13 protein-coding genes and 1 pseudogene are annotated in these 11,512 nt (G+C 63.8%); 4 read left to right on the top strand and 10 right to left on the bottom strand.

Annotated elements, in window-relative coordinates; all coding sequences use genetic code 11:
- A pseudogene (locus CSZ94_RS25490) lies at window positions 1-126 on the top strand (transposase); the annotation flags it as partial.
- Between the two features lie 178 nt (window positions 127-304).
- On the opposite strand, the gene CSZ94_RS25495 reads toward CSZ94_RS25490, so the two are convergent.
- From CSZ94_RS25495 to CSZ94_RS25540, 10 genes are read right to left on the bottom strand one after another with little or no spacing between them, the layout of a single operon-like run.
- Window positions 305-1,189 (bottom strand): F0F1 ATP synthase subunit gamma, encoded by an 885-nt coding sequence (locus tag CSZ94_RS25495; RefSeq protein WP_102124081.1) that lies wholly within the window; start codon window positions 1,187-1,189, stop codon window positions 305-307.
- On the bottom strand, window positions 1,186-2,754 hold the full coding sequence (locus tag CSZ94_RS25500) for an alternate F1F0 ATPase, F1 subunit alpha (protein WP_102124082.1): 1,569 nt from the start codon (window positions 2,752-2,754) through the stop codon (window positions 1,186-1,188). Before CSZ94_RS25500 ends, CSZ94_RS25495 begins: the two co-directional genes overlap by 4 nt.
- Window positions 2,754-3,641 carry a F0F1 ATP synthase subunit B family protein gene (locus tag CSZ94_RS25505; RefSeq protein WP_102124083.1) on the bottom strand — a complete coding sequence of 296 codons (888 nt, stop codon included), beginning with the start codon at window positions 3,639-3,641 and terminating at the stop codon, window positions 2,754-2,756. The genes CSZ94_RS25500 and CSZ94_RS25505 overlap by 1 nt, the downstream gene beginning before the upstream one ends.
- Before the next feature lie 3 nt (window positions 3,642-3,644).
- Complete coding sequence (locus CSZ94_RS25510; protein WP_102124084.1) at window positions 3,645-3,926, bottom strand: F0F1 ATP synthase subunit C; 282 nt, start codon at window positions 3,924-3,926, stop codon at window positions 3,645-3,647.
- Between the two features lie 22 nt (window positions 3,927-3,948).
- Window positions 3,949-4,641 carry a F0F1 ATP synthase subunit A gene (locus tag CSZ94_RS25515; protein WP_102124085.1) on the bottom strand — a complete coding sequence of 231 codons (693 nt, stop codon included), beginning with the start codon at window positions 4,639-4,641 and terminating at the stop codon, window positions 3,949-3,951.
- Window positions 4,625-4,924, bottom strand: a complete 300-nt coding sequence (locus CSZ94_RS25520) for an ATP synthase subunit I (RefSeq protein WP_102124092.1) — start codon at window positions 4,922-4,924, stop codon at window positions 4,625-4,627. The genes CSZ94_RS25515 and CSZ94_RS25520 overlap by 17 nt, the downstream gene beginning before the upstream one ends.
- Window positions 4,925-4,934: 10 nt before the next feature.
- Window positions 4,935-5,285, bottom strand: a complete 351-nt coding sequence (locus CSZ94_RS25525) for an AtpZ/AtpI family protein (protein ID WP_102124086.1) — start codon at window positions 5,283-5,285, stop codon at window positions 4,935-4,937.
- Window positions 5,278-5,667: a F0F1 ATP synthase subunit epsilon gene (locus tag CSZ94_RS25530; protein ID WP_102124087.1), complete on the bottom strand. Its 390-nt coding sequence runs from the start codon at window positions 5,665-5,667 to the stop codon at window positions 5,278-5,280. Before CSZ94_RS25530 ends, CSZ94_RS25525 begins: the two co-directional genes overlap by 8 nt.
- Window positions 5,657-7,150 (bottom strand): F0F1 ATP synthase subunit beta, encoded by a 1,494-nt coding sequence (gene atpD, locus CSZ94_RS25535; RefSeq protein WP_102124088.1) that lies wholly within the window; start codon window positions 7,148-7,150, stop codon window positions 5,657-5,659. The genes CSZ94_RS25530 and atpD overlap by 11 nt, the downstream gene beginning before the upstream one ends.
- Window positions 7,147-8,511 carry an acetate/propionate family kinase gene (locus tag CSZ94_RS25540; RefSeq protein ID WP_102124089.1) on the bottom strand — a complete coding sequence of 455 codons (1,365 nt, stop codon included), beginning with the start codon at window positions 8,509-8,511 and terminating at the stop codon, window positions 7,147-7,149. The genes atpD and CSZ94_RS25540 overlap by 4 nt, the downstream gene beginning before the upstream one ends.
- 356 nt (window positions 8,512-8,867) lie before the next feature.
- On the opposite strand from CSZ94_RS25540, the gene gnd reads away from it, so the two are divergent.
- From gnd to CSZ94_RS25555, 3 genes are read left to right on the top strand one after another with little or no spacing between them, the layout of a single operon-like run.
- Window positions 8,868-9,911, top strand: a complete 1,044-nt coding sequence (gnd, locus tag CSZ94_RS25545; protein WP_102124093.1) for a phosphogluconate dehydrogenase (NAD(+)-dependent, decarboxylating) — start codon at window positions 8,868-8,870, stop codon at window positions 9,909-9,911.
- A complete protein-coding gene (locus CSZ94_RS25550) occupies window positions 9,908-10,603 on the top strand; it encodes an HAD family hydrolase (protein ID WP_102124090.1) in 696 nt (231 codons plus the stop codon). The genes gnd and CSZ94_RS25550 overlap by 4 nt, the downstream gene beginning before the upstream one ends.
- Window positions 10,604-10,616: 13 nt before the next feature.
- Complete coding sequence (locus CSZ94_RS25555) at window positions 10,617-11,402, top strand: DUF2254 domain-containing protein (protein ID WP_102124091.1); 786 nt, start codon at window positions 10,617-10,619, stop codon at window positions 11,400-11,402.
- Window positions 11,403-11,512 lie beyond the last annotated feature (110 nt).

Below are 11,512 nucleotides of genomic sequence, written 5' to 3' on the forward strand. Positions count from 1 at the left end.
AGCCATCTGGAAGAGATGTACGGCACCGAGGTATCGCCAACCCTCATCTCCAACGTCACGGACGCCGTCAGCGAGGATGTGAAGCTTTGGCAGGCACGCCCGCTCGACGCCGTGTACCCGATCCTGTGTTGGCATACCGCTTGCGGCGGGCGGGCTCTATCCTTTCTTCGGCCTCTTTCTGAGTCCCATGATCGCCAGCGGGGCCATGAGCATGAGTTCGGTTTCCGTGATTCTCAACGCGCTGCGCTTGCGTAACAAAACGGTATAACCGGTGCACAAGTGTATTCGGCAAGCCGACGCTGCGTCAGCCCGGCGCCAGCGCCTCGAAGCCGGCCACAAGGTCGAATAATTCCGCGTCGATGCCGCCCTGGCGCAGGCGGTGAAAGCTGCGCTGTAGTTCATCATGCAATTGATCGATGTTGGTTTCGGCGCGTTGCATGGCAACGAGACGGCTGGCATTTTCGCTCGCCTGCGATTCGGCGCAAGCGCGAAACAGCGAGACGAACAGGTACTCATTGATGAAGGCCGCCAGCGTCACCGGTGTCGTCCCGGCCAACTGCGGCAATTGCTTGCCAGGCCATGGCATCGCTGTCAATTTATCCATCCACGCAGCATCGAGGGGCAACAGGCGCTGACATGCGGGCGCAAAGCCGCCGCCTTCCACGGGACGATGGTGGAAGACGAATACTTGTGCACCACGTCTGCCACCAGGCTGCGCATCGAGCGCAACCAGGATCTTTCCGACCAGGGCGGGGATGGACTGCGTTGACACGGGCAGGTTGAATCTGTGGGCGCGTTGCAACGTCCCATCCGCGAAATAGGCCGCGATCCGTTCACCCACGGGCCATACCGTTTTCTCGCCGGCCATCGGTGCGAGGGTTGTGATCACATACTGGAACATGGTGTCGTTGAACTGACCGACCATGCCCTGGTCGGTACCGAACACGATTGCATCGATCGATGCAGCCGGGGCCGGCGGAGCGCGATGTGCCCGCAGCGCCCCCTCGTCTTGGCGCAGGCAAAGGGCCAGCCCCAGTTGTACGGTGCGGTAGTAGCTGTCGAGCGCGGTCACGGCGTCCCTGTATTGGCCGATGCGGGACGCCGCCATGGTCTTCATCGTACGCACCACCGAATGCAGTTCGGCCGCCGTTCCAAGCTTGCGCTGCAGACTGGATGGGGTCTCGCTCATGGGGGGGGCTCGGCATCGTCCGCTGTGACGGGGGGCGGCGCGGGCAAGTCGGCCAGGGCGGCGCGCGCGATCTCGATCACGGCGTCGCGGTCATTGTCGCTCAGCTCCGATGCTGTCGCGAAGCGTGCGCTGACGTCGGCAGGGATCCTGGCGGAGGCTTGGAGCACCGCTTGCTCGGCCGCGTCCATCTGCGCCAACGGGATGTTGTCGAACAGGCTGGCGCCCAGGGCCAGCAGGATGGCGATCTGGGCCGGTACCGGCACGGGTGCGCTTTGCGCCTGCTTCAGACAGGAGCGGATGCGGCGCCCGTGCGCGATACGCCGCTGGGTATCGGGGTCGAGATGGGCACCGAAGCGGGCGAAGGTCTCGAGTTCCTCAAACTGGGCATAGGCGAGTTTGAGGTCGCCTGCGACGGCGCGGTAGGCGGCACGTTGGGCCTTGCCGCCCACCCGCGACACCGAGCGACCGACATCGACGGCGGGCAGCACGCCCAGCTCGAACAGAGTCGGCGACAGGTAAAGTTGGCCATCGGTGATCGAGATCAAATTGGTGGGGATGTAGGCCGCGATGTTCTGGCCCTCCGTCTCGATGATGGGCAGGGCGGTCAGTGAACCGCCGCCCAGTTCGGCCGATAGATGGGTCGCGCGTTCGAGCAGGCGCGAGTGGACATAGAAGATATCGCCGGGGAAGGCTTCGCGTCCGGGCGGGCGGCGCATCAACAGGGACAGCTCGCGGTAGGCGCGCGCATGCTGGGTCAAGTCGTCGTAGACGATCAGCACGTCGCGTCCGGTCTGCATGAAGTGCTCGGCGATGCTGGTGGCGGCGTAGGGGGCGATATAGGACAAGCCCGGGGGATCGTTGCCCTCGGCTACCACGACCACCGTGTAGGCCAGCGCGCCGTGCGCGCGCAGGGTGGCGATTACCTTCGCCACAGATGAGGCGCGCTGGCCGATGGCGCAGTAGACGCAGAGCACGTTCTGATCGCCTTGATTGAGGATGGTGTCGATTGCGATGGCCGTCTTGCCACTCTGCCGGTCGCCAAGGATCAGTTCGCGCTGGCCGCGTCCGATGGGCACCAGCGCGTCGATCACTTTGATGCCCGTTTGCAACGGGATGGTGACCGGAGCTCGGTCCATGATCGCGGCGGCGGGGCGCTCGATCGGCAGGCGCGCGCCGCTTGCCAGCGCGGCGCCACCGTCGAGCGGGCGCCCAAGCGGGTCGATGACGCGGCCGAGCAGGGCATCGCCCACGGCCACATCCATCACACGGCCGGTGCGACGCACCTCGTCGCCCGCCTGCAGATGGGCATAGCCGCCAAGCAGGACGACACCGATCTCGGTGGCGTCGACATTGAACGCGATGCCCTGCACGCCAGCCGGAAAGACGAGCAGCTCGTCGTAGCCCGCATGCGGCAGGCCTTGGACCCGCGCTATCCCTGTCGACAGGCTGATGATATGGCCCACTTCTCTTGCCACCAACTGCGCGCTGAAGCCGGCACCTGCATCGGCGATACTGGTCAATGCGGCGTCGAGCGTAGCACCGAGCAGGTTGGGCCGGGCATTCATCACGCGGCTGCCGGTGTCGTGGGCGCAGGCGCCCGTGCTGCGATCTCGTCCTCCGGGCGATTGACCGCGTGCGGTTCCGCCGGGGCAGGTCCTGTACTGGCAGACGCCGGAGGGAGCGTACCTTCCAGCGCGCGCCCGCGCACGGCTTGGTCGATGTGCTCGCCGAACGACGCCAGGTAGTCATCGATGTTCCACGCCAGCTTGTAGCCTTGCGCGTCCAATTCGATGCCGCTGACAAGTTGTGGTGCGGTCTCAAATGCAAGCGTGGTCTTGCTCGCGCATACTTCATCGAGCGCGGCCACAAGCGCATTCTTCTGCTGGGCGGAGAACGCGCCGCTGCTACGGCACTGTGCATGCCAGCCGGCAGCTTTGAGCGCCTCCAGCATGGTGGCTTTGTCCGCGCCGTCCAGTGCGCGCAGGCGTTGCATGAACATATCGCAGATCTTCTGCTCCAGCTTAACGTCAGCCAGTTCCACCAGGATTTTGCGCACAATCGACAGCACCTCGTCGCGCGCGCGGCGTGCGATATCGGTGCGCAACTGGGCGTAATCGTCCTCGATCGCATTCTGACACTTTGCGCGCTGGGTGTCCGCCTCCGCGCGGGCCAGGCCCATCAATCGTTCCCGTTCGGCCTGCGCCTGCGCCGTCGCTTGCGCCAGCATGGCGCCGCGCTGCGCATCGAAGTCCGTATTCTTCTTGGCAAACTCGGCCTGCTGTGTCTGCGCCTTTGCCTCCTTGGCAGCCGTGTTGGCGACGGTGGCGGCGATGGCCTTCTCGCGGGCGTCGATGGCGTCGAGCACGGGTTGATACAGGAAATGCTTGAGCAGCCAGACCAGGATCAGGAAATTGAGGGTCTGCGCGCCGACAGTGAACCAATCGATGAGCATGATCTATTTCCCCGTCGCCTGGGTGATAACGTGGCTCCAGAAGGGATTGGCGAAAATGAGTATCATCGACACCACGAAGCAGTAAATGGCGGTCGACTCAATCATGGCGAGGCCCACGAACAGTGTGCGGGTGATGGTGGCCGAGGCGTCCGGTTGCTGTGCCAGCGCGCTCAGGGCAGTGGCTACCGCCCGTCCTTCGGCTAGCGCCGGTCCCATCGTGCCGAAGCCGGTGGTGATGCCGGCGACGACGATCGAGGCGATGGCGATCAAGCTCATGCTATCCATGGCGAATCCTTATCAACTGTGGTCATGATGTCGCAGTCGGGTCTGGGCGCTTGCGCACCCGGGTTGCCGCCGCGATGTAGACTGCGGCGAGGATGAAGAAAATATACGCTTGCACGAGTCCGGTCAGCAGGCCGAGCAAGGTCATCACGACGGGGAAGATGAAAGGCGTAATCGTTAGCAGAATCGCGACGATCATGGCGCCGCTCATCATGTTGCCAAAGAGGCGCACCGCCAGCGCGAGCGTGCGGGACAGTTCGCTGATCAGGTTAAACGGCAGCATGAGCCAGGTCGGCTCGGTATAGGAGGCGAGGTAGCCCTTGACGCCCTGTTCGGCAACACCGAACAGCGGCACGGCGACCAGCACGCATAGCGCCAGCGCGGTCGTCGTCGATAGCGAACCGGTGGGCGGCTCGTACCCTGGAATGATGGTGCAGATACTGGCGGCGCCGACATACAGCAGCAGGGTGCCCAGGAAGCTGATGTAATGACGCGGCTGCTCAAGCCCGACATCGCTGATCTGGGCCTCGATGGTGGTAACCACGATTTCGAGTGCGTTTTGCCACCGCGAACGCTGCATGCCATGCGACAGCTTGCGCGTAATGAGCCAGGCGCCACAGGTCAGGGCGAGCATCAGGGCCCAGGTAAATGCGATCGTCGCATTGAGCTTGAACAGGCCGTACTGCCAGTAGATCACTTGGTCAGGACTTAGGTGCATGGCGGCCCTCTTTGCGCGCGGACGCGGCGCTCAGGTACAGCACGGCGGCGCGCGCCATCAGGAAGCCGAGCAGGCAAACCAGCATGCGTTGCCACTGTCCGCCAGCAACTAGGTAGAATCCTAAGGCGCTCACGCCCATGCGCAACAACAGGCTGCCGAACAGGTAGAGCGCACCGCGCGCCGCGCCGGTGATGGCGCGCACCGTCCACCATAGGCCGCCATAGAAGAGGGTGCCAAGCGCGGTACCGGCCAGCCATGCCAGACTCAGTGTCAATGCTTGCATCGCGGTCTCATCATGTGGGTCCATCGTCCGCCTCTTCGTCGCGCATCGCCTTGTCCTGCTGCGCGACCCAGTGCCAGGCATTGAAGCAGCCCAGCGTCAACCCGCCCACCACCAGGGCCAGGGTCCATGAATGGCTCGCGTCATAATGTTTGTCGAGCCAGGTGCCGAGTGCCGCCCCAAGCAGAGCCGGCACCACGATCGACCAGCCAATCAGGCCCATCATGCCCAGGCCGAACCAGACACCAGGGGCGCCGTGACGCTGCGCCTTGCGCTTGCGCCTGGCCTTGGCGTCGATGCCGGCGGCGAAGTCGCGCGCCGGGGCCGGCTCCACGTGCCCCTGTTTATCTTTCCCGTCAACCATGCTGATACCTCGCCATCTGCTGCATGAATCCGGCCTCCATGCCGGCCATCACGCTGCGCATCTTGCGTTCCTCCGCGTCCAGTGCCAGGAATTGTTGTTCGATGGCGACACGCAGTTGCCTGAGGTCGGTGCCGGCAAAGGCCCGGCGCACCGACACGAGCACGTCCGCGCCGGTTTTGATCATCACACCCGCATCGACGGCGATGCAGCGCTCGCCTTTGGAGGCGCTGGTGTAGCTGAGGATGCCCGGTGCCAACGCCGCCGCGCAGTCGAGGCGGCGCGGCAGCAAGCCGAGCGCACCGGCGCGCGTTTCGACGACGATATGCGTGACATCGTCCGTGTCGATGAAGACGGCAAACGGCAGCAGGACCTTAAGATGCATGGGCGTTTGCATGGTCACCTTCGGCTTCTGGCATGGGGACCGGCTTGTCATTCGCTGCGCTCGTATTTTTCGCGTCCGTCGGCTTGACTTTGACCTGTTTTGCCGCCTTGTCCTTCACCTCGGCTATCTTGCCGATCATGTAGAGTGCGCTTTCCGGCGTGTCCTTGAATTCATCGCGCAAGATGCGTTCGCAGCCATCGAGGGCGTCGGCCAGGCTTACCTGTTTTCCCTTGATGCCGGTAAATTGTTCGGTTGCGAAAAATGGCTGGGTCAGGAAGCGCTCGAGCCGGCGAGCGCGCCCGACCAGGTCGCGGTCTTGCGGCGACAACTGATCGAGTCCGAGCATGGCGATGATGTCCTTCAGTTCGGCATATTGCGCCAGGGTGCGGCGTATCTCCTGGGCGAGGGCATAGTGGCGCTGGCCCACGATGCCGGGTGTAGCGATTTTCGAGTTCGACTGCAGCGGATCGATGGCGGGGAACAGGCCTTCACTGGCGCGCTTGCGCGAGAGCACGATAGCCGCAGACAAATGGGAAAAGGTATGGATCGCTGCGGGATCGGTGAAATCGTCGGCCGGCACATACACGGCCTGGATGGAGGTGATCGCGCCGCTAGCGGTGTTGGCGATACGTTCTTCGAGGGCCGCCAGTTCGGTGCCCATGGTCGGCTGGTAGCCCATGCGCGATGGCATCTGCCCCATCAGCCCCGACACTTCCGAGCCGGCCTGGATGAAGCGAAAGATATTATCGATCAACAGCAGCACGTCGCGCCGCTCGTCATCCCGAAAATACTCGGCCATCGTCAGCGCCGCATGGCCGATCCGGAAGCGGCTGCCGGGCGGCTCGTTCATCTGGCCGAAAAGCATCACCATATTCGGCAACACGCCAGCTTCCTTCATGTCATGGTAGAGCTCCTGCCCCTCGCGACAGCGCTCACCAATGCCGCAAAAAATGCTTACGCCCTGCTGGTGGCCGATCATGTTGTGGATCATTTCGGTCAGCAGCACGGTCTTGCCCACGCCGGCGCCGCCGAATAGCCCGGCCTTGCCGCCGCGTTCGAGCGGCACCAGTACGTCGATGAGCTTGATTCCGGTCTCGAACATGGTCGACGTGGTCGAGCGTTCAAGTAGCGACGGCGGTGCCCGGTGGACCGAACGCCATGCGAGCCCGGTGGGCACCGGCAGGCGGTCGATGGGGTTGCCGAACACATCGAACATGCGCGACAGGATGCCTTTGCCAACCGGTGCCATCAAAGGCGCACCGGTGTCCTGGACGGGCATGCCACGCGCCAGGCCCTGGGTAGGCGTCAATGCGATGCAGCGCACGCCGCGCGCGTCAAGGTGGGTCAGTACTTCGACAACGATGGCCCCGTCCGCACCGGCGCGCAGGATCGAGTGGATGGCTGGCAAGGAGGTATTGAAGCGCACATCCACGACGCTACCGCGCACGGCCACCACGCTGCCATGGTCGGTGTCGCTCCTCATAACGGGTGATTGGATGGCTTGGGTATGGCCACCGCGACCGGATCGCTGGACGGGAAGCTTTCAGCGAGCGCCTCGTCGAGGGTGTGTTCGACATGGTCTTCCGGGGGCAGCGTGACCATTTGCTCCGATGCGGGCGCAATAGGGGGTGATTTCATGATGTTCCTTGGCAGGGGTTTTGATGGTCGAAGGCGTGCCAGCAGCGCGGCCGTGTGCCGCGCCACCATCAGGTCCTCGTCGGTTGCGATACGCCAGGCCGTGACGCGGCTGGTTGCCGGCGACAGGCGCGCGGCGCCCGCCAGATTGGCAGCGTCGTCGCATTCGACGCCCAGCCAGGCGGCGTCGACGCAGATGGCGCGCCGGATCTGCGCTGCATGTTCGCCGATGCCACCGGTGAAAATGAGCGCGTCGAGGCCGTCTAGGGCGGCGGCGAGCGAGCCAATCGCGCGTTTGATGCGGTATACGAATAGTGCGATGGCTTCCGCCGCGTGCGGTGCTGAACTGGCAAGCAGGGTCCCCATGTCGTCGCTGATGCCCGACACGCCCAGCAGGCCGCTGTCGACATAGAGCAGTTTGGCCACCTCCGCCGCGCTCATGCCCATCTGTTCAATCAGGTAGAGAACGACGCCCGGATCGAGACTGCCGCATCGGCGCCCCATCGGCAAGCCGTCAAGCGGGGTGAAACCCATCGTCGTGGCAATGCTGACCCCGTCTTGCAGGGCGCACAGGCTTGCGCCGGCGCCCAGGTGGGCGACAATGACGCGACCATGCGCACATTCTTGGCCGATGATGGTGGGCATGATGCCGGCGATGTACTCGTAGGACAAACCATGGAAGCCGTAGCGCCGCACACCCGTATCCGTCAGATGGCGCGGCAGGGCATAGCTGGTGACAAGGGATGATTGACCGTGGTGAAATGCGGTATCGAAACAGGCCACTTGCGGTATGGCGGGATAGCGTAGGCTGACGGCGTTGATGGCGGCAAGATGGTGTGGCTGATGCAGCGGAGCCAGGGGGATTAGGCGCCGCAGTTCCGCCATGACTTGCTCATCGATGACAACGGGTTCGCTGTAGCGTGCGCCGCCATGCACCACGCGATGCCCCACGGCCAGCAAGTCTTGCTGGTCAAATTGTTGCGCGATCCAGTCGAGCAGCGCGCCCAGCGCGTCTGCGTGCCGTGTTCCCGGTGCCAGGTCGCTTGCGACCAGCATCGTGCCGGCGCCATCGGTGACGCTAAAGTGAACGCGGTGTCCAATACCCGCCATCTGGCCTTCGCACAGGACGCCGGCGCGGTCAGGGTGGCCGTACGCCCGAAACAGCGCGAATTTGATGCTTGATGAGCCGGCGTTCAGGACAAGAATCATGGCAGTGCTTTCGCATGGTGGCGCGCCATAAGAACCATGTGGGCCCGCCAGGTGACGGGCGACACGCTGCTCTTGCTCGTCGCTGGGACTAGGCCGAATTCATTTCGTTGCGCGCACAAGTGTTGTTTTCTTTTTGCTGCAATTGCTACCAAAACCCATTAGAAAGTGAGTGAAACATTATGCGCCGCAATGCGGATTTACTGGCGCACGCGAGAACTTGTGTGGTGCGATCTACGTGCGTCCGCGCACAGACCGCCGCGCTGTCAACGATCAATGTGAAGACACCGGTCGAAATTGGACTGCCGCCACAGCGCGCGGCCAAGTGGTGCGCGTCACGCTGACCATTGGAGGGAATGATGCAATTCGGGATGATAGGTTTGGGGCGCATGGGCGCCAACATGGTGCGGCGCCTTGGTGGCGGCGGTCACGAATGTGTTGCCTACGACACGCACGAAGCGGCGCGCATCGCCATTGCCGGGCCCGGCGTGACACCGGTGTTCACGCTTGAGCAACTGGTCACCGCGCTCGCCCAGCCGCGCGTGCTGTGGATGATGCTGCCCGCTGCGGTGGTCGAGACGGTGCTGGACGCGCTTGCGCCGCTGTTGACGCCGGGCGACATCATCATTGACGGCGGTAACTCGTATTACCGCGACGACATCCGCCGCGCCGCGCAGTTAAAGGCGCGCCAGTTGCATTACCTCGACGTCGGCACCAGCGGCGGCATGGCTGGACTCGAGCGCGGCTACTGCCTGATGATAGGGGGCGAGTTGGATGCGGTCTTGCATGTCACGCCGCTGCTGGCCACGCTGGCGCCTGGCAGCGCGGCGGCGCCCCCCACCCCTGGCCGCTGCGCCGCCGACCAGGCGAGCGGCAGCGCCGAGCAGGGCTATCTGCACTGCGGCCCGCATGGCGCAGGCCATTTCGTCAAGATGGTTCACAACGGCATCGAATACGGCATCATGGGCGCTTATGCCGAGGGCTTCAACATCCTACGCCAAGCCGACGCTGGCATGCAAAGCGCCGGTGCTGATGCCGAAACGGCGCCGATGACGCATCCGGAGTTCTATCAGTACGCGCTGGACCTGCCTCAAATCGCCGAGCTTTGGCGGCGCGGCAGCGTGATCGGCTCCTGGCTACTGGACCTGACTGCCAGCGCCTTGCAGCGCGATCCGTCGCTAGCCGCCTACGCCGGGCGCGTCTCTGATTCAGGCGAGGGGCGCTGGACCGTAGCCGCCGCCATCGACGAGGCGGTGCCGGCCCCCATCCTGAGCGCGGCCCTGTTCGCGCGCTTCGACTCGCGCGGCAACGCTGGGTTTGCGGACAAGCTGTTGTCGGCGATGCGCCATGGCTTCGGCGGCCATCTCGAACAGGGTGCGGCGCCGCCGGGGGACAAGCCGTGAGCGGGCCCGCCGACGTGGTGTTTCTGCTTGATTGCGACAACACGCTGCTCGACAATGACCGCGTGCAGCAGGATCTGCGCACGCACCTGGAGCGCCAGTTTGGCGCGACCAGCGCCGTGCGTTACTGGGAGCTGTTCGAACAACTGCGCGTCGAACTCGGTTATGCCGACTACCTCGGCGCACTGCAGCGCTACCGCAACCAGGACGTGTGCGACATGCGCTTACTGCACATGTCATCGTTCCTGCTCGACTATCCTTTCATGAAACGCCTGTATCCACGCGCACTGGAGGTTATTGCGCACCTGGCCGCGTGCGGTACCTGCGTCTTGCTATCCGACGGCGACGTGGTATTCCAGCCGCGCAAGGTCGAACGCGCTGGCCTGTGGCAGGCGTTCGGTGGGCGCGTGCTCATTTACATCCACAAGGAACAGATGCTGGACGAGGTGGCGCGGCGCTACCCTGCCCGGCATTTTGTGATGGTCGACGACAAGCCACGCCTGCTCGACGCGATCAAGCGCCAGTGGGGCGCGCACGTGACCACGGTGTTTCCGCGCCAGGGCCACTATGCGCTGGCGCCGCGCGACGCGGCGCAGCTGGAGCCGGACATCACCATCGACGCCATTGGCGACCTGATGCAGATTGATCCGGCGGCGCTGCGGCTGCGCGCATGCTCCACCTCCCCGCACCGATGAACGGCTAACGGCCATGCTAACCCACCTACGCATCTTCTTTGAGCAACTGTTCAGCGCCTTCTGGCTCATCCCAGCGTTGATGGTAATGACGGGCATCCTGGGCGCGATTGGCCTCGTCAACCTGGATCGAAGCGGCATCGTACCGCATTGGTTAATCCGCAGCGACTGGCTTTACAACGGCGGCGGCACAGGGGCGCGCACGCTACTCGGCACGATTGCGGCGTCGGCCATCGGCGTGGCGGGCACCGTGTTCTCCATCACCATCGCCGCGCTGTCCCTGGCGGCCGGCCAAATGGGTCCCAGATTGCTGCGCAACTTCACCCAGGACCGCGGCAACCAGTTGACTTTGGGCGCTTTTCTTGGCACGTTCTCGTATGCCCTGATGGTGCTGCGCAGCGTGCGCACACAAAATGAAGGGGAATTCGTCCCCTATCTGTCGCTTAGCATCGGCATCCTGCTGGCCTTCCTATGCGTTGCGACCTTGATCTATTTCGTCAATCACATGGCGGGCCGTATCAACGTTGACACGGTGGTGGAACTGGTGAGCGGCGAGATGCATGAAACGATCGGCCGACTATGCGAGGCGGAGGCGTGCGTGCTGCCTTCGCCTCGCTTCAACGCGCGCGACGGCGCGCTCATCACCGATCCACGCCGTGGTTATGTCGCGGATATTGACGTCGGATCGCTGGCGAGCTGGGCGGAAGAGCAAAATGTCACGCTGAAACTGTTGCGGCGCGCGGGTGATTATGTGTTCCCCGGCGCACCGATCGCGGTATGCTACCTGTTTAGAATTGGGTGATCATATTCCTATTCGCAGCTTGCCCTACTTCAAAGCCAGGCGCCTGTTGAGTACACTGTTGATTCCTGTCACCTCACCGCCAGCGCCATGACCCAAGCCCTTCACAGCCG

The sequence above is a fragment of the Janthinobacterium sp. ROICE36 genome, from assembly GCF_002869965.1.
GTDB lineage: Bacteria > Pseudomonadota > Gammaproteobacteria > Burkholderiales > Burkholderiaceae_D > Janthinobacterium.

What these genes read in the sequence shown, in the direction of transcription:
- CSZ94_RS25495 (WP_102124081.1), bottom strand. Translation starts at nt 1,189, where the DNA reads ATGAGCGAGACCCCATCCAGTCTGCAGCGCAAGCTTGGAACGGCGGCC.
- CSZ94_RS25500 (WP_102124082.1), bottom strand. Translation starts at nt 2,754, where the DNA reads ATGAATGCCCGGCCCAACCTGCTCGGTGCTACGCTCGACGCCGCATTG.
- CSZ94_RS25505 (WP_102124083.1), bottom strand. Translation starts at nt 3,641, where the DNA reads ATGCTCATCGATTGGTTCACTGTCGGCGCGCAGACCCTCAATTTCCTG.
- CSZ94_RS25510 (WP_102124084.1), bottom strand. Translation starts at nt 3,926, where the DNA reads ATGGATAGCATGAGCTTGATCGCCATCGCCTCGATCGTCGTCGCCGGC.
- CSZ94_RS25515 (WP_102124085.1), bottom strand. Translation starts at nt 4,641, where the DNA reads ATGCACCTAAGTCCTGACCAAGTGATCTACTGGCAGTACGGCCTGTTC.
- CSZ94_RS25520 (WP_102124092.1), bottom strand. Translation starts at nt 4,924, where the DNA reads ATGCAAGCATTGACACTGAGTCTGGCATGGCTGGCCGGTACCGCGCTT.
- CSZ94_RS25525 (WP_102124086.1), bottom strand. Translation starts at nt 5,285, where the DNA reads ATGGTTGACGGGAAAGATAAACAGGGGCACGTGGAGCCGGCCCCGGCG.
- CSZ94_RS25530 (WP_102124087.1), bottom strand. Translation starts at nt 5,667, where the DNA reads ATGCATCTTAAGGTCCTGCTGCCGTTTGCCGTCTTCATCGACACGGAC.
- atpD (WP_102124088.1), bottom strand. Translation starts at nt 7,150, where the DNA reads ATGAGGAGCGACACCGACCATGGCAGCGTGGTGGCCGTGCGCGGTAGC.
- CSZ94_RS25540 (WP_102124089.1), bottom strand. Translation starts at nt 8,511, where the DNA reads ATGATTCTTGTCCTGAACGCCGGCTCATCAAGCATCAAATTCGCGCTG.
- gnd (WP_102124093.1), top strand. Translation starts at nt 8,868, where the DNA reads ATGCAATTCGGGATGATAGGTTTGGGGCGCATGGGCGCCAACATGGTG.
- CSZ94_RS25555 (WP_102124091.1), top strand. Translation starts at nt 10,617, where the DNA reads ATGCTAACCCACCTACGCATCTTCTTTGAGCAACTGTTCAGCGCCTTC.